This is a genomic window from Altibacter sp., from assembly GCF_019913785.1.
GTDB lineage: Bacteria > Bacteroidota > Bacteroidia > Flavobacteriales > Flavobacteriaceae > Altibacter.
Window position 1 is genome coordinate 1 of the sequence record NZ_JAIOHK010000057.1, and the last position, 18236, is coordinate 18236.

At 39.8% G+C, this 18236-nt stretch carries 13 protein-coding genes and 1 tRNA gene; 6 read left to right on the forward strand and 8 right to left on the reverse strand.

Annotated elements, in window-relative coordinates; translation table 11 throughout:
• Positions 1–40: 40 nt before the first annotated feature.
• The 4 genes from K8F54_RS09445 to K8F54_RS09460 are packed head-to-tail and all read right to left on the reverse strand — an operon-like array spanning position 41 to position 6699.
• Positions 41–3541, reverse strand: a complete 3501-nt coding sequence (locus tag K8F54_RS09445) for an efflux RND transporter permease subunit (protein WP_290790020.1) — start codon at positions 3539–3541, stop codon at positions 41–43.
• A complete protein-coding gene (locus K8F54_RS09450; RefSeq protein ID WP_290790023.1) occupies positions 3534–4712 on the reverse strand; it encodes an efflux RND transporter periplasmic adaptor subunit in 1179 nt (392 codons plus the stop codon). Before K8F54_RS09450 ends, K8F54_RS09445 begins: the two co-directional genes overlap by 8 nt.
• 23 nt (positions 4713–4735) lie before the next feature.
• Positions 4736–6094, reverse strand: coding sequence for a TolC family protein (locus K8F54_RS09455; protein WP_290790026.1), 1359 nt, complete (start codon positions 6092–6094; stop codon positions 4736–4738).
• Positions 6094–6699 carry a TetR/AcrR family transcriptional regulator gene (locus K8F54_RS09460; RefSeq protein ID WP_290790029.1) on the reverse strand — a complete coding sequence of 202 codons (606 nt, stop codon included), beginning with the start codon at positions 6697–6699 and terminating at the stop codon, positions 6094–6096. Before K8F54_RS09460 ends, K8F54_RS09455 begins: the two co-directional genes overlap by 1 nt.
• A 162-nt stretch (positions 6700–6861) precedes the next feature.
• On the opposite strand from K8F54_RS09460, the gene K8F54_RS09465 reads away from it, so the two are divergent.
• Positions 6862–7836: a polyprenyl synthetase family protein gene (locus K8F54_RS09465; RefSeq protein WP_290790031.1), complete on the forward strand. Its 975-nt coding sequence runs from the start codon at positions 6862–6864 to the stop codon at positions 7834–7836.
• On the opposite strand, the gene K8F54_RS09470 is transcribed toward K8F54_RS09465, so the two are convergent.
• Positions 7833–8363, reverse strand: a complete 531-nt coding sequence (locus K8F54_RS09470) for an alpha-ketoglutarate decarboxylase (RefSeq protein WP_290790034.1) — start codon at positions 8361–8363, stop codon at positions 7833–7835. The two genes, K8F54_RS09465 and K8F54_RS09470, sit on opposite strands and share 4 nt — an antisense overlap.
• A 115-nt stretch (positions 8364–8478) precedes the next feature.
• Between K8F54_RS09470 and K8F54_RS09475 the strand changes: the two genes are divergently transcribed.
• Positions 8479–11229 (forward strand): 2-oxoglutarate dehydrogenase E1 component, encoded by a 2751-nt coding sequence (locus tag K8F54_RS09475; protein WP_290790037.1) that lies wholly within the window; start codon positions 8479–8481, stop codon positions 11227–11229.
• A 36-nt stretch (positions 11230–11265) separates the two neighbouring features.
• Positions 11266–12474: a 2-oxoglutarate dehydrogenase complex dihydrolipoyllysine-residue succinyltransferase gene (gene odhB, locus K8F54_RS09480; protein WP_290790040.1), complete on the forward strand. Its 1209-nt coding sequence runs from the start codon at positions 11266–11268 to the stop codon at positions 12472–12474.
• A 300-nt stretch (positions 12475–12774) separates the two neighbouring features.
• On the opposite strand, the gene K8F54_RS09485 is transcribed toward odhB, so the two are convergent.
• From K8F54_RS09485 to K8F54_RS09495, 3 genes are all read right to left on the reverse strand, one after another.
• Positions 12775–13410 carry a response regulator transcription factor gene (locus K8F54_RS09485; RefSeq protein WP_290790042.1) on the reverse strand — a complete coding sequence of 212 codons (636 nt, stop codon included), beginning with the start codon at positions 13408–13410 and terminating at the stop codon, positions 12775–12777.
• Positions 13410–15422, reverse strand: a complete 2013-nt coding sequence (locus K8F54_RS09490; protein WP_290790046.1) for a sensor histidine kinase — start codon at positions 15420–15422, stop codon at positions 13410–13412. The genes K8F54_RS09485 and K8F54_RS09490 overlap by 1 nt, the downstream gene beginning before the upstream one ends.
• A gap of 73 nt (positions 15423–15495) precedes the next feature.
• Positions 15496–15933, reverse strand: a complete 438-nt coding sequence (locus tag K8F54_RS09495) for a retropepsin-like aspartic protease (protein WP_290790048.1) — start codon at positions 15931–15933, stop codon at positions 15496–15498.
• 48 nt (positions 15934–15981) lie between these two features.
• Here K8F54_RS09495 and K8F54_RS09500 point away from each other — a divergent pair, with 48 nt between their 5' ends.
• The 3 genes from K8F54_RS09500 to K8F54_RS09510 all read left to right on the forward strand — a co-directional run bounded on the left by K8F54_RS09500 (position 15982) and on the right by K8F54_RS09510 (position 17953).
• The gene (locus K8F54_RS09500) at positions 15982–16746 is read left to right on the forward strand and encodes a TatD family hydrolase (protein WP_290790050.1); all 765 of its coding nucleotides are present in this window, start codon (positions 15982–15984) and stop codon (positions 16744–16746) included.
• Between the two features lie 10 nt (positions 16747–16756).
• On the forward strand, positions 16757–17785 hold the full coding sequence (locus K8F54_RS09505) for an asparaginase (RefSeq protein WP_290790052.1): 1029 nt from the start codon (positions 16757–16759) through the stop codon (positions 17783–17785).
• A gap of 80 nt (positions 17786–17865) precedes the next feature.
• Positions 17866–17953, forward strand: a tRNA-Ser gene (locus K8F54_RS09510).
• Positions 17954–18236: the final 283 nt, after the last annotated feature.

The following is an 18236-nucleotide window of genomic DNA, read 5'->3' on the forward strand; positions in this document are numbered from 1 at the left end:
TTAAATTAAAAACCCTTTCTGAAAAGAAAGGGTTTTTTTGTTATATAGCTTCTAGTTGCTCCGCTTCGTTTTTTGGCTTTGTTCGCCAGCGACGGATACGCAGCTTCAACTTGTGTACAATATAAAAGAGTACCGGGACGATAATCAAGGTTAAGAACGTTGCTATGATCAAACCGTAGATCACGGCCCAGGCTAACGGTCCCCAGAATATCACGTTATCACCACCAAAATATATTTTAGGATCGAATTCGGTGAACAAGGAGAAGAAATCTATATTGAAGCCTATCGCCAACGGAATAAGACCAAGGACTGTCGTTATAGCAGTCAGAATCACAGGTCGTAAACGAGCCTTTCCTCCTTTTACAATAATAGCTTTTACTTCTTCCTTAGGCAGAAGTTCATCATCGGCCATTTTAAGTACTACCATACGCCTGTCCATTAACAGTTGCGTATAGTCTAGTAAAACCACACCATTGTTCACTACAATCCCGGCGAGTGAAATAATTCCCATCATGGTCATCATAATTACAAACGATGATCCGGTCACTAAAATACCACCAAATACCCCAATAAAACTTAGGAAAATCGCAATCATAATAATCGTGGGTTTCGAAATAGAACTAAACTGGAAGATTAAGATTAACATGATTAACCCCAGACCCGAGAAAAAGGCTCCCATTAAAAAGGTCATTTGCTTATTTTGTTCTTCAATTTGCCCTGTGTAATCAATCGTCACTCCTTTAGGTAGGTCGTTAAAATTGATCATTTCGGCCTGAATATGACTCACAATGGCACCCGCATCTGTATAACCAGCTTGCAAAGCCGAATAGACCACCACAACACGCTTGGTCTTTCGATGTTTGATCGCACTAAACGATGAGGTGTTTTTTTCAGTGGTAACAGCCGATACAGGTATTTCTTTTATCTTACCAGTGGCTTGATCCCTAAAGGTGATATTTTGATTGAATAAGGCGCTTTTGTTATACTTATTCTCCTCGTTAAATCGTACGTAGATATCGTAATCTTCACCATCTTTTTTATATATACCTGCCTTTTCACCAAACAGGGAACGTCGCAGTTGGTTTCCAACCTGACCCGCCGACACACCCAATTCTCCCGCCTTTTCTCGATCTACATATACCTGCATCGAAGGCTTGCCTTTGTTTACATCAATCTTTAATTCATCGATTCCCGCTACATTCTTTCCGTTGATAAAATTACGCATACGTTCGGCTACCTGAATCAACTCATCGTAATCATCGCCTTTAATTTCAATATTGATTGGGTAACCCGCAGGAGGTCCAACAGGATCCTTTTCTACCGAAATTGCAACGCCGGGATAGATCCCTTTTAAGGATTCTTGTACTTTTTTCCGAAGCAGCTCACTGTCCTCTCCTCTTCTGAATTTGAATTCCCGCATCGTAGCCGTTATTTTTCCTCGATGTGGCATTTCGGCTGCCGAACCTCCATCTGTCATAGGGTTTCCGGCTCCCTCACCAACTTGCGATACTGCAGATTCTACCAAGAAATTATACTCACCATCCATATACTGCTTGTCATTAAGCACAGCATACACCCGTTTTTCTATATCTAGAGTAATCGTATTGGTCTTTTCAATGTCGGTTCCTTGAGGGTATTCAATATAGACCACAATCTGGTTGGGTTTATTGTCCGGGAAGAATTCCACACTCGTACGTTGGCTCCCTATTGAAGCACCAAATAGACCAAACACAACAAACAATAACAAGAAGGTGCCTCCAACAAAGGCGGCCGGTTTCCATCCTGTCAATGCATACTCCAAAAAACGTTTGTAACTGTTCTCAATACGGGTAAGGATGTTGCGTTGAAAATGATTGGCCGCTTTTTTAAGGAAATATTTATAGATCCAGAACAGTAGGGCAACGACAATCATCAAAGAGCCTAGCCCTTTCATGGCACCTCCAAACAGTAAGATAAGCAAGCCAAATCCGCCTAGAACAATGCTAAGTCGAACGAGCTGTTTTCTGGTCAGTTCCTTTTCCCCGGTCTCCATAAATCGGGATACCAACATGGAATTAAAGAAGATTGCTACGAAAAGGGAAGAACCTAATACAACCGAAAGGGTGATAGGAAAATAGATCATAAACTCACCCATTACCCCTGGCCACATTCCTAAAGGTACAAAGGCAGCAACCGTGGTGAGCGTGGAGATTATAATAGGGAAAGCAATTTCACCAATCCCTTTCTTGGCCGCCTCTATCCTTGACATCCCTTCTTCTTCCATCAATCGATAGACATTCTCAACCACTACAATTCCGTTATCTACCAGCATTCCAAGCCCCATAATTAACCCGAAAAGTATCATGGTATTCATGGTATAGCCTAAGGCCGAAAGAATCATAAACGACATAAACATAGACATGGGTATCGCAAAACCAACAAATAAGGCGTTTCTGAAACCGAGGAAGAACATCAAAACGGTTACCACCAATATGATTCCGAAAATAATATTGTTCACCAAATCGTCCACCTGATTAATGGTCTTAACCGATTGGTCATTGGCAATAGTCACCTCAACGTCTGAAGGGAATACATTTGCACGTGTGTCTTCAATGATTTTTTCAATTTTTTGAGCGGCTTCCACCATGTTTTTACCGGCTCGTTTTTTAACATCCAGCATCACAACACCCGCTCCAAATTCACGTGCGTAGGTAGTTTTTTCTTCTTCCTTAAAACGAACCGTAGCTATGTCCTTTAAATAGATGGCTCCATTTTCCGATTTCACTACAAAATTGTCTAATTCACTTGGTGTATCTATTTCACCTAAGATGCGAATGGTTCGTCTTTGCCCACTAGTGACTAGGTTACCGGCAGACATGGTGACGTTTCCGTTTCGAATAGTGTTTAGAACATCATCGAAACTCACCTTGGCTGCCATCATTTTGTAGATATCAACGGCAACCTCAACTTCCTTTTCTTGAGCTCCACGAATATCGACTTGTTTGATTTCGGGCAGGTCTTCAATTTTATCTTCTAGGTATTCGGCAAATTCTTTTAGCTTCTCTGTAGGGTAGTTTCCTTTAATGTTGATATTGCTAATTGGAGTTTCTTCAGAAAAATTCAGGTCAAACACATTCGGCTCTACTTTTGCATTGTTAAAAGTAGGCCAGTCCTCACTGGCTTTTTCACCGTCTACCTCATCCTTTACTTTTTGTTTAGCGGCATCAACGGTGATGTCTTCGTCAAACTCAACGGTGATTATTCCGTAATCCTCTTGTGAGGTAGAAGTGATTTCTACTACATTACTTAGGTTTTTTAATTTATCCTCAAGAGGATCTACAATAAGACGTTCAATATCCTCGGCCGTATTTCCGGGGTAGGGTGTGCTGATGTAAATTTTGGTCTCCTTGATTTCGGGGAAGCTTTCACGAAGCATCGAATTGTATGCCGAAAGTCCCAAAATCAAGATGATACTTATCATTACATAAATGGTCGTTTTGTTTTCAATTGCCCAGGAGGACAATCGGAACTCTTTGTTGACGTTTTTAGCTTTTTTACTCATTGTTCGTCATACTTTTAAGTTCCACTAATTGACCATCTCTTACGCTTCGGGCACCTTCAATAATTATAGTATCTCCGTTCTCAATGCCTTTAATGATTTCAACAAAATCACCTTGTGTCTTCCCGGTTTCAACAATAACGCGTCTGGCTATTGCCTCACTTTGTTTATTGGTTGAGTTCGTGATATAGATGTATTGTTCTCCATTGGCATTTTCGGAAATAACACTCTGCGGAATCAAGATCGCTTCGGTATTGGTGTAATCGTTGATCTTTACTTTTGCAGTTAGGTTGGGTTTCACCTTGCCCTGCCTATTGGGAACATTCACCTCTACTTTAAAACTTCTGTTGTTCGGGTTAATATAATTTCCCACCTGTGAAATCTTCGATTGTATGGTTTCTCCTAGCACTGGAAAGTAAATCTCCACATCTTTGTTGAGCGTCACGGTTGGCAAATATCCTTCAGGAACATCGGCCTGAATATACATCTCACTCAGGTTTACGAGTCGAAAAACAGCAGTTTGTCCGGCAGATACAACAGTCCCTTGCTCGGTTATCACGTCGTCGATTATACCGGAAAATGGTGCGCGGATAGTTGTTTTAGTAACCTGTGAGCGCATTTGACTCACTAGCTTCTGCTGTCCTTCGTAATTTGCTTTGGCTTGAAGATAGGCAATCTCACTGCCTATTTTCTGTTCCCATAAGCGTTCTTGTCGTTCGTAGGTTGTTTTGGCAAGATTTGCCTGAACTTCAATTTGCGCCAATTGTTGAGAAAGTCCGCCGTCATCAATTGTAGCCAATAGTTGACCGGCCTGTACACTTTGACCTTTTTTTACATACACTCTGGTTAACAAGCCAGAAAATTCTGGAAATAATAAAATGTTCTTTTTTGTTTCCACACTGCCCTGAAGTTCCAAAAAGTGATTAAATGTCTCGTGTTTTGCCATAAAAACGGTTACTAACGGAATCTTTTTTACAGTGTCCAATTCAGAAATGGCAGCATCAATGGTTGCTAATTGTTGATTTATCTCTTGCTGCTGGATTACAAATTCAGCTCGTTTTGCACGAATAGCTTCCAGATTTCCAGATTCGATAATAGCATCTACCGATTTCGAATCACCACCGCATGCAGCAATGATAAGAGCGGTTAAAAGAAGAAGGATTGTATTTTTCATGTGTATTGTATTTTCGACTGTGATTAGTTGTTTGAGTTTATGAGTTGAGGCGCGTTTAATACGGTTTCTAAAGCTGCCTTGCTATTTATCACTTCTAACATGGCTTGAATGTATTGTTGTTGTGCTGTGTACAACTGTGTCTGAGCCTGCCGAAGGTCAAAACTAGAGGCAAGTCCTTCGGTGAATTTCACCTGATTTTTTCCCTCAATACGTTCGGCTAAGGATAGATTTATTTTCGAATTTTTATAGTTTTCGATGGCAAATTGATAATTGCTTTTAGCTGAATTTACCGCCAACTGAATTCTTTGAACTGTTTCTGTTAACTGTGTTTCGGCTTGGTCCAAAGCGATTTTAGCACGCTGTGTTTTAGCAGTCCGCATACCACTACTAAAAATAGGAATGTTCATATTCACGCCAAATATGGAAGATTGAAACCACCGTTGTTCCCTGTCAAAAAAGGTGAAATCATTGCTGTTTGCGGCCGTTCCATAATTCACAAAGGCAGAAAGGCTTGGTAAGGCTCTACTTTTTTCCAATTTTAATTCCAGACTGCGTTGTTCCGTGAGGTTATAGGCAATTTTATAATCAACGTTTTGTGTTACCTGTAAAGAGGCATCCAGAAAACTAAGCTGTACATTATTTTCGGCAAGGGAGTCTAACGTATCTTCAAAACTAACTTGTGCCGCAACATCGATTCCCAAGGCAATATTGAACATTTGCTTTGCAATAGCCGCTGTACGCTGTACATTGCTTAACTGTGTTTCAATATCCAATAGCGTAATTTCCAATTGTTCCACACTTTCTTCTTCAGTAAGTCCATTCTCGTAAATCTTTCGGGTTTCGAAGAGGTTTTTCTCAAGATTCACCTTGTTCTTTTCAAAAATGGCAATGAGTTCTTCGGAAAGCAAAACACTGCCGTAGGCATTTATTACTCCTTTCCTCACTTCAAGTTGGGTCTTTTCGGCTGCATTTTCGGAATAATCCAAAAAAGCACGAGCTGCTTTTAGGCCTACGAGGTAGCTACCATCAAAAATTAATTGGTTTAAGGTTGCTGTGGCCGAAGCATTTTGCTTAGTGCCAAAGGTGATAGGAACAAAGGTTCCCGGTTCACCACCTGTAATTTCGGCCGGGATAAGCGTTACGGGTTGCTTTAAATTATTTTGGTAGGCGATGTCTGCACTTATTTGTGGAAGTCCTGTCGCCGTAGTTTCCCACTTTTGCTTGAGGGCTTTGGCGATGTCTCGTCTCGCATTGATCGCAGTATAATTGCTATCTAAAGCAAAGGAGATTGCCTCTTCTAAGTTAAAACTATATGTTTTTTGTTGTTGAGCCATTCCCACAAAGGGCAGGAGAAAGCTTAAAGTGACAACTAGTTTCCTCATTAGTTTGATTGTTGTTTGATGAATTTATTGAGTGTTTTTAATCCTTCAGCTGTTACAATACCACGCAGGTGATATTCTAAATAGTGTTCCATGAGTTCGGCTTTTGGGAATTTTTGTACGGGAAAAAGCGCGTCTTCTTTTAAGCCGCTCACCCCTATAAAATAGATACGGGACACAAATTCAACGTCCAGGCTTTCCCGGTACAACCCAAGTGCAATTCCTCGCTTCAAGTTGACAACAGTACATTCGTGCATTTTTTCAAACTGCTTTTCCTTTAGGGTATTGTAGATCTCGGGGTAATATTTTTGAAGTTGGTATTGAGGGGAGGATTTTTCATTTTTCAGCTGCATCATGGCGAATTTCTTGATCTCATAGAGCTCTTCGATGGGGTCTTTTTCGAGGTTACGAATATGATCTATACCACAGATTACCTCGTGAAACACACAGAGGGTTGCCTTGTGAACCAATTCAGTTTTGTTGTTAAAATGTGAATAGATGGTCTTTTTTGAAATACCCATGTGGCTGGCAATATCGTCCATGGTAACACTCTTAAAACCAAGGTTTAAGAATAATTCGGCGGCTGTTTGAATAATCTTTTGTTTCATAATCGAGCGCAAATGTAAATCATGGAAACTTTAAAAACAAAAAAAGTTTCCAAAGTTTTACATTTTTTTAACATTTGAACGAATCTTGATTGTGCGTCCTTTTTATAAAGTTTATAGCTTGGTTTTCTCTTTCAACTCGTATTTTAGCAACAAATTTATTGCATGGAATTTTTGTCGAAATACCAAACCGCTTTGCAGGAGCGGTTGGTGGATACTGTTCTGGTAAAAGAGCCGAAACAATTGTATGAACCCATACAATACATCGTTTCGCTGGGTGGCAAACGGCTCCGTCCTATTCTTACCCTAATGACCTGCGATTTCTTTGAAGTGGATTTTCACAAGGCCATGAACGCCGCCTTGGCAGTTGAATTGTTTCACAACTTTTCCTTGATCCATGATGATATTATGGACAGGGCCCCCATGCGCCGAGGTGAAGAGACTGTTCACGAAAAATGGGACCTCAATACTGGAATACTTTCGGGAGATGCCATGTTGATCTTAGCCTATCAATTGTTTGAGAGCTACGAGCCGACTATGTTTCAGGAATTGGCCAAACTTTTTAGTAAAACGGCCTTAGAAGTTTGTGAGGGTCAGCAATACGATGTTGACTTTGAGACGAGAGATGATGTTAGTCTGAGCGAATATATTCATATGATCGATTGCAAAACAGCCGTGCTTCTTGGAGCCGCCATGAAAATGGGAGCCATAGTGGCCGAAGCTTCAGAAAGTTGTAGCAACCATTTATACGACTTTGGACGAAATTTAGGAATTGCGTTTCAGTTACAGGATGATTATTTGGACGTATTCGGAAATTCAGAAAGCTTCGGAAAACAAATAGGAGGTGATATTATTTCGAACAAAAAGACGTTTATGTACCTTACGGCCATCGAAAAAAGTAGCGCTTCCGAAGCAGAAACCCTACAACATTTGTTTAGTATATCGCCCAAAGACCCCTCCGATAAAATTGAGACGGTTACCCGTATTTTGGTTGCTTCAGGAGCTGCAGAGGCGACTCAGAATGAAATCGAACGATATACTCAAAAGGCCTTTAAATGTTTGGATCGGGTTGCTATTTCTTCAGAAAAAAAGGATTCACTTCGATTGTTTGGAGATTGGCTGATGCAACGTACCGTTTAAAAATACACCCTGGCAAACGGCATCCATGCATTTGCATAAATGCTCTTTTCTTCATCGTACAGCAGATCGTATCTTATCCCAATGGTAAAATTGCCATTTCTATATCCGGCGCCCACAAACAAGGCCGGGTACCAATAGTAATCACTGGGTATGCGTAGATCCGACTCGTATGTTCGGGATACATTTAATTGTTCAAATTCGGCAGAAAATTGTAACTGAGGAATCACGGAATAGAGCCCTAAAACACTTCCGCCTACGATAATGGTCTCGTATAGATTTTTTTGTTTGTTATAGGTGAAATTGGCACCCAAGCCCAAGGCAAACTGCTCATTGAATTCATATATCGCACTGGGTGCCACAGTCCCGCTGAAAAACTCGTTGCCAAAACTTAGGCCCAATCCACCACCGAATCGCACATGTGGCCAAAAAGTAGATTGCTGTTCCTGGGCCATACCAACTTGTACAAAAAACAGCATAAAAAAAGGTATAAGACACTTAGTACAGGTTCCTTGTTTAAATAGTTTCATTGTGAATTATTTATGAGTTTTTCTATCATAAATATATAAAATCCCGCTGCGGTAGTTTGGGGATTTGTTGTATTTTTGTAACGTTTTATTAAATATAGTCCTGTTTATTCCAATTATGGATAGATTTTCTTTTCTCAACGCGGTTCACCCCGCCTATATCGCAGATCTTTACGATAAATATTTACAGTATCCCGACAGTATAGAACCTAGCTGGAGAGCCTTTTTCCAAGGGTTCGATTTTGGCATTGAAAACGGTTCTTTAGAAGCACTGGGGATTGAACAGAACGGACAAGAAATTCCCGAAAACCTTCTAAAGGAATTTCAGGTTATCAAATTGATCGATGGCTATCGTACACGAGGACACCTTTTTACGAAAACAAATCCGGTACGAGCACGAAGAAAGTATTCCCCTACCTTAGATCTTGAGAACTTTGGCCTGTCAGAAGCCGATTTGAAAACGAAGTTCAAAGCGGCCGATATTTTAGGTATTCCCGAAACCACGCTGGAAGAAATTGTAAAGCACCTTCAAAGCATTTATTGCGAATCCATAGGGATCGAGTATATGTATATTCGAAATCCTCAGGAAATTCAGTGGATTCAGGATAAGTTGAATATCAACGACAATCAGCCTAAATTCTCTGATGCGCAAAAGAAGCATATCCTCAAAAAGCTGAACGAAGCAGTTTCTTTTGAGAGCTTTTTACACACCAAATATGTTGGCCAAAAGCGATTCTCGTTGGAAGGAGGCGAAAGCTTAATTCCTGCCTTGGATACATTAATTGAAAATGCAGCCGAAAAAGGAGTAGAAGAATTTGTCATGGGAATGGCACACCGGGGACGCTTAAGTACACTCACCAATATCTTCGGAAAAAGCGCCAAGGATATTTTTAGCGAATTTGACGGAAAGGATTATGCGCTGGATATTTTTGACGGGGATGTAAAATACCATTTGGGGTGGACTTCTAAGCGGAAAACCGAATCTGGAAAGGAAATTAATTTAAATATTGCTCCCAACCCCTCGCACCTAGAGACCGTCGGGGCTATTGTACAAGGGATAGCCAGAGCGAAACAGGACGATCATCACAAAGGAAATGCAAAAGCAGTTCTTCCTATTATTGTACATGGTGATGCCGCTATCGCTGGACAAGGCATCGTATATGAAATTGTGCAAATGGCACAATTGGATGGTTATAAAACAGGAGGAACCATTCATATAGTGGTAAATAATCAGATTGGATTTACCACAAATTATTTGGATGCCAGATCGTCCACCTATTGTACCGATGTGGGCAAGGTTACCTTGTCTCCCGTACTTCACGTAAATGCCGATGATGCCGAAGCCGTGGTACATGCCATGTCTTTTGCGTTGGACTTTAGAATGGAATTTGGTCGCGATGTGTTTATCGACCTGCTTGGCTATCGTAAATACGGTCATAACGAAGGCGATGAACCTCGATTTACCCAGCCGAAATTATACAAAGCCATTGCGAAACATGATAATCCCCGTGATATATATGTTCAAAAATTGATAGCGCAGGGTGTAATTGAAAAGGGGTACATTGAGCAACTAGAACTAGAATATAAGGAGCGTCTGGAAGAAAATCTGGAAGATTCCCGGAAAATAGCTAAAACCGAAGTTACGCCATTTATGCAAGACGAATGGGAAGGATATATTTATGCCGAAGAGGATGAAATGATGGAAGATGTTGATACTTCGGTCGATTTAAAACAACTCACCGAAATAGCAGAGGTCATTACCCAATTGCCGAAGGATAAAAAGTTTCTTCGGAAAATTTCAAAACTTATCGAAGCCCGTCACACCATGTACTTTGAGGACAATCAACTGGATTGGGCAATGGGCGAATTGCTGGCCTACGGAACACTATTAAAAGAAGGCCACGATGTTCGTATGAGTGGACAAGATGTAGAAAGAGGTACTTTTTCACATCGACATGCAGTCGTGAAAGTAGAAGACAGTGAAGAAGAAATAATTCTACTCAACCAATTAAAAGGTAAGCAGGCCGATTTTTATATTTATAACTCCTTACTTTCGGAATATGGGGTGGTAGGATTTGATTATGGCTATGCTATGGCGAGTCCAATTACACTTACCATATGGGAGGCACAATTTGGAGACTTCAGTAATGGAGCTCAAATTATGATCGATCAATACATTTCGGCAGCAGAAGATAAATGGAAGCTTCAGAATGGGATGGTAATGTTCTTGCCTCATGGGTATGAAGGACAGGGTGCTGAACATTCTTCAGCAAGAATGGAAAGATTCCTGCAATTGTGTGCCAATGACAATATGTTTGTCGCCGATGTGACAACGCCCGCAAATTTATTTCACTTATTGCGCAGACAACTAAAGGTAAAGTATCGTAAACCCCTAATTGTTTTTACACCTAAAAGCTTGTTGCGTCATCCAAAAGTACTTTCAACAAAAGAAGAATTTGCAAACGGAAGTTTTCAGATGACCATTGACGACGCAACGGCAAAACCAAATACAATAAAGTCGTTGGTTTTTGTAACCGGTAAATTTTATTACGATTTACTGGAAAAACGAGAAGAATTACAACGAGATGATGTTGCTTTGGTTCGCGTGGAACAATTGTTTCCACTCCCAACGGAGCAAATGAAAGAGATCATCAAGAAATATAAAAACGCAAATGATATTGTTTGGGCACAGGAAGAGCCAAGAAATATGGGGGCCTATGCACATATCTTAATGCATTTTGACGAGGCTAGAAATTTTAGATTTTGTAGTAGAAAACCCTATGCAGCACCTGCTTCCGGAAGCAGCGTTCGTTCGAAATTGCGTCATGCAAAAGTGATCGAAAGCGTTTTTAATATTGAAAAAGAATAAATATAACCACTCCTTTTTTAGGAAAATAGAATTAGTATGGCATTAGAGATGAAAGTTCCCTCACCGGGAGAATCCATTACAGAAGTAGAAATTGCACAATGGTTAGTGGCCGACGGCGATTGGGTTGAAAAGGATCAAGCCATTGCCGAAGTGGACAGCGATAAAGCAACACTAGAACTTCCGGCCGAAGCAAGCGGAATTATTACCCTAATGGCGGAAGAAGGAGATGCCGTGGCGGTTGGACAGGTAGTTTGTTTAATCGATACGAAGGCCAAAAGACCAGACGGAGCCAAAGAGGTTGCTACTCAGGAAGCACCAAAAGAGGCGAAGAAAGAAGCGCCTATAGAAACCCCTAAAAAAGAGAGTTATGCCACAGGAACACCTTCACCGGCGGCAAAAAAGATTCTCGATGAGAAAGGTGTTTCAACAAAAGAAGTAAAAGGATCGGGACGTGATGGGCGTATCACGAAAAGCGACGCGGAAAATGCCGTCCCTTCCATGGGTACACCGGGAACAGGTGCTAGAGGAACCGAACGCAAAAAATTGTCAATGCTGCGTCGAAGAGTAGCGGAGCGGTTGGTAACAGCAAAAAATGAAACGGCCATGCTCACCACCTTCAACGAAGTGGATATGAGCCCTATTTTTGAACTTCGGAATCAATACAAAGAGCAATTCAAGGAAAAACACGGGGTTGGTTTAGGGTTTATGTCCTTCTTTACACTGGCTGTGGTACGAGCTCTCCAACTATATCCAGATGTGAATTCGATGATCGATGGCGATTTTCAGATAAGACATGATTTCGTGGACATTTCCATAGCCGTCTCTGGTCCGAAGGGATTGATGGTTCCTGTAATTCGAAATGCCGAGAACTTAACTTTTAGAGGAGTGGAAGCTGAAGTAAAGCGTTTGGCACTTCGTGCGCGTGATGGACAAATAACCGTGGATGAAATGACAGGAGGAACCTTTACTATTTCGAACGGAGGGGTTTTTGGAAGTATGCTTTCAACGCCTATTATCAATCCGCCACAATCCGGAATTTTAGGAATGCACAATATCGTAGAACGCCCCGTTGTACGGGACGGAGCGATTGTAATTGCACCGGTTATGTTCGTGGCCCTTTCTTATGACCATAGAATTATTGACGGAAGAGAATCTGTAGGTTTTTTAGTTGCGGTAAAAGAAGCCTTGGAAAACCCAACCGAATTATTGATGGACAACGATGTAAAAAGAGCTTTAGAATTATAAATGTACAGACATACAAAATAAAAAAACCCGGCCATGAGCCGGGTTTTTTAATCCGATTAGTTAGTTGAAATGATAACCGATAAACTATTTAAATGAAACGAAATAATTCACTACGTTGAGAAGAACTATACTGACAATAGATATAATTAAGATGATTATAATGATCTTTTTTGTTCTTGTCATAATATGTTTCTCTTGCTTCAACAACGCTGAATTTTTCATACGGTAAAAGTGAGAAATTATGTACAAAGCTGAAATACGTGTTAACACGTAAATTGAATTGAAATGATTTTTAGCGAGTTACATAAACTTGTCCTGATGCTCTTTTGCCCAAATTAATAAACTGTTGGTTTTGTGTTCGAGCTCTAACTTGGTAATAATGTTGCTTCGGTGTTTTTCGACAGTTCGGTAAGAGATAAATAACAAGGATGCTATTTCCTTGTTGGTTTTGTCATTGGCAATGAGCTTTAAGATTTTCTTTTCGGAAGGAGTAAGACTTTTTAATGAATTTTCTTCACGGCTATTGGGACCAAGCAGCCCTTTAATTTCGGGACTAAAGAAGGCATTTCCATTTGAAACAGCTTTAATACAGGTCTCAATTTCTTCCAAGGCAAACTCCTTTAAAACATATCCGAAGATATTAAGGTCCTGTGCTTGCTGATACAGTTCCTTCTCTTTGTGTAATGTTATGAGGATTATTCTAGTAGCTATCCCATTGGTTTTACACTTTTGTGCTATTTCCAAACCCGACATAAAGGGCATTTGGATGTCCAAAATTGCGATATCGGGGTTCAGTTTTGTAATTAAATTATAGGCTTCCCTTCCATTGTTGCCACTTCCAATAATATTGTAATTCTTTTCTAGGAGAAAGTCATTTAGACCCTTTAATAGTAAAGGGTGATCGTCTGCGGTAATAATGGTACCTTTATTTTTCATCAAATAGGAAATTGGAATTCTAAAGAAGTTCCGTTATTAATTTTGGACTGTACTTTCATTTGCCCGTTTAAAAATTTTGTTCGCTCCAGTAATGTTTTTAAGCCCAATGACTTTATATCCTGATATTTTTCTGAAAAGTCAAAACCTTCGCCATTATCTTTTATGGATATGACAATATTATTGGTAAGTTTTTTAATAGATACCTTGCTAGCTTCAGCCTTGGCATGCTTCAAGACGTTATTTAAACTTTCCTGTACAATTCGATAGATATTGACTTCCTGTTCGGGAGAAAATAAATTGTCAATATTGTCTATTTCTGAAGAAATAAATAAGGTAGTGTTTTCATCTATTTGCGTTAGCGTATGCTGAATCGCCTTCGTTATACCCATTTCCTGAAGCTGAAACGGATGCAGGTCACGTGAAATCGTTCGAACCTCATCAATGGCGTGATCCACCATTTTTTTTGTGGCATCATCTCCATTCGAAATAACCTTGTTTTTAATAAGCAAGAGGCGCTGTCCAAGACCGTCATGCAGATCTTTAGAAATACGTTTGCGTTCCTCTTCTTGAGAAACCAATAGTTTCTGACTAAATTTTTCTTGAAGGATCTTGTTGTTTTTTAGGTTTTGCTGATTTCGGAATAAAAGGATCACACCAAATAATAATAATAAAGCAATACTTGAGAATGCTACTACTTTTTTGAACGACTCATTATCTTTTTCCAGCAACTGAATATTAGTGTTTTTTTCTACAAGATCTCTTTCCTTTTTTTCGGTTTCATATAGAGTTTGATAATAGGCCAACGCATTGGCAGTACTTCGGTTATAGATGGAATCACTTATCGTAATGTACGCTTTCTTGCTTTCAAGGCTATTTTTATAATCCCCTTTTTTCGAATAGATTTCAGCTAGCAGGTCGTATGATTCTAAAATAGCATCGGTATAGCTATAAGAAAGGGAGTTTTCTAGTTTCTTTTGGGCATGTAGAAGCGCCGTATCATAATCGCCAAGGGCAAAATGATATTTTGCTATGGCACTGTTGTAGTTCAATTGGGAGTTAACATCCCCAACATTTTCATTCCATTCACTTACCAGTTTTATGTGTTTTGTTGCACTATCAATAGCATTTTCCGATGCAAAATATTCGGCAAGTTTGGCATGTACTAAAATAGAATTAGGATAGTCTCTTTGTGTTTCAGCGCCTTTGTCTAAAATTTCTATGGCTTTGTTAAAGTATTCCAATTGGAGTTTTTTATTGCCCATTTTCCCATAATCCAAGGCCTGATTATAGTATTCGACCACAAGAAAATTGTTTAGGTTCAGCTCCTTTAATTTTTCAATGATCTTATCTCGTTCTTCCTTTGCTTTGTCATAGAAGCTATTCATACTAAACATGGTGGTAATTCCTTGCTGAGCATGTACCATATATGTATAGTCTTTAAGTGCTTCGTAGTAGTCATAGGCTTTTTTATAATTTTCGCCGGCTGGGACAAATTGCCCGAGATTCGAATAGGCCTGTCCTTTAAATAGGTAAACATCGGCTAAATAGATGGAATCATTGGGCGAGAAGTTTTCTAGCGCAAGTGAATAGTCTTCTATGGCTTTTTTAAGATCGATCCAAAAATTAGCCCTTCCGCGCTTTAGATAGAGTCCGCCCAGTAAAAAGCTATCTTTGATTTTATATTTATGAGCAAGCACACCATTAATGATTGAGACGGCTTGTTCGGGTCTGTTTTTTCTACTTGTAATAGTGAACTGCAAGTTCATTGCCTTACGTGCGGCTTTTTCAATACTGTCTACATCCTTTGCTAGGTCAATATACTGAATACTGTAATCAACAAATGTATCGTCGTCTTCTTGAAAAGTTTTAGAAATTACCGAATCTAATGCGAGAAGTTGTATCTCTGTGTTTTGTGCTGCGGCCGCTAACTTTTTATAGTATTCTACATCCTGTGCAACCCCCAAGTTTGGGAATACAAAGCTTATGACGAAAAGTGCCAGGAGATTTTTCAAATTGCGTTAGGTTTGTTTGGTAATACTTAAAAGTAACAATTTTTTTTAAAGTGGTCTGTTAATATTTTTCTTTTTACTTTACATATACACAATTCCTGCCATAATCAATAACGGCTCGCGTTGCTTTTAAGAAATCGGCTCCAATAATCCCATGAATGGGGCCCTCATTTACTTCTGCTAACGCTTCGTTTACATGTGATAGGTCAAACAATACAAAGTCCATATTTTTAGACTGCCAACCTCCCATAGAGATATGGTTTTTTCGGGCTAATTCGGTTTTCATATTTACAGCCCCGGCCCCGGCTGCCTTAATATCACTTTTTTCATTTTTCAGAAAAAAATAATCGATACTATCAAATCCAATACAACTTGTAGACGCACCCGTATCAAGAATAAAGTCACCCGCAATTTTATTAATCTTAGCAGCAAGCTTATAATGCCCCGAACTTAATTTTTTCAAAGGGATTCTGTGAAACCCATTCGTTTCTAATAATCTTCTTAATTGCGTCACGCGATTTTTTTTGTAAAGATAGGTAACAAAAATGTTAGCTTTGCAGAGATGCTAACAGACACACATACTCATTTATATAGTGAGGCATTCCAAGAGGATCGAGAGGCTATGATGAAGCGCGCATTTGAACAAGGTGTGGAACGTTTTTTTATTCCGGCGATAGACAGTGGATATACAGAAGCCATGTATGCCTTGGAGCAAGACTACCCCAACCACATATTTTTGATGATGGGATTGCATCCAACTTCGGTAAAAGAGAATTATGAAGAGGAGCTAACACATGTAGAAGCCGAATTCAAAAAAAGAAATTTTTACGCCGTTGGGGAGATTGGGATCGACCTGTATTGGGATAAAACTACGCTAGGGATTCAGAAAAAGGCATTTAAACGGCAGATTCAACTCGCAAAAAAGTACAAGCTACCTATCGTGATTCACTGTAGAGATGCTTTTGATGAAATTTTTGAGGTTTTGGAAACCGAGAAAGATGATCAGCTCTTCGGAATTTTTCACTGTTTCACAGGAACTTTTGAGCAGGCACAACGGGCAATTTCGTTTTGTATGAAGTTGGGTATAGGAGGGGTAGTTACCTTTAAGAATGGTAAAATCGATCAATTTTTAAATCAGATAGACCTGAAGCATATCGTTTTGGAAACCGATGCTCCTTATTTATCTCCGGTCCCACATCGGGGAAAGCGCAATGAAAGTAGTTATCTTGCTCTGGTGTGTAAAAAGGTGGCAGAGGTTTACGGGGTTTCCGAAGCAGAAATCGCTAACGTAACCACGGCGAATTCAAAAGCGGTATTTGGAATCTAAAGCAATAAAAATGACAACGAAAACAAACATACTTTTAATCTATACCGGGGGGACCATTGGAATGATTAAAGATTTTGAAACCGGCACCTTGCGCAATTTCAATTTTAAAGACTTGCTCAAACACATACCCGAGTTGAAGCTCTTGGAATGCAATATTGCTACTACAAGTTTTAAAGTGCCAATTGATAGCTCTAATATGAATCCGGGATACTGGGTAGACATAGCGACCATTATTGAAGAGCGTTATGATGAGTTCGATGGTTTTGTAGTCCTTCACGGAAGTGATACCATGTCTTATACTGCTTCGGCCCTGAGCTTCATGTTGGAGAATTTAAGCAAGCCCGTGATATTTACGGGGTCACAATTACCCATAGGCGATCTTAGAACCGATGCGAAGGAAAATTTAATAACTTCCATACAAATAGCGGCTTTACGCGAAAAAGGCCTTCCAAAAGTGGCTGAGGTATGTTTATATTTTGAATACAAACTCTATCGCGCAAATCGCACTACCAAAATCAATGCAGAACATTTTGAAGCATTTGCTTCTTTGAATTACCCACCATTGGTTGAGAGTGGTGTTCATTTGGTAGTGAACAATGAAGCGTTGTATGTTCCTAACCGTAGAAAAAAATTAAAAGTCCATAAAAAAATGGAGTCCAATATCTTATTGATTAAGATGTTTCCTGGAATCGACGAAGTAACCATAAACTATTTGTTTTCGTATCCCGAAATAAAGGGACTTGTCCTGGAAACTTATGGAAGCGGAAATGTTACAAACGACGTTTGGTTTGTAAAAGCACTCAAAGAATTAATAAGAAGGGGCATTCCTGTAGTTAATGTAACGCAGTGCTCGGGAGGGAGTGTCACTATGGGATTGTATGAAACAAGTGTTGAATTAAAAAAGATGGGGGTCATATCGGGGAAGGACTGTACTACTGAGGCAGCCTTGGCTAAATTAATGTACCTTTTAGGACAGAAAGTTTCCCAACAAAGCTTCAAAACAATTTTTGAGACTTCGTTACGTGGAGAAATGGTATAAATAACCATTGAAATATTTTATCACCTAATTTTTTTTTTGTTATTTGCCCCTCCTTTGGCGCATACGTCAAATCTTAATTTAGAGAGGTGGCCGAGTGGTCGAAGGCGCACGCCTGGAAAGTGTGTATACGCCAAAAGCGTATCGAGGGTTCGAATCCCTTCCTCTCTGCGAATGAAGGTGCGAGTGAAAAAACTTGTCGGAGCTCACTTCAGTAAAAATTTAAGTGAGTCATATTAGATGTGTAACATCTCAGTTCATTGCCAGTATAGCTTTAAGGGATCAATGTTTTCAAGCGAAGTGAGAAAGCGAAAATCCCGGAATTGCGAAATTTAGCGAAGCTTTTTTCAGCCAGATTTCGGAGGAGCAAATGCGAACAGCGGAAGTTGTTTTCATGGAATGTATTACCTGCATAGTTCGTTGGGATCTATATTTATTAATCCCTAGCTCTCTG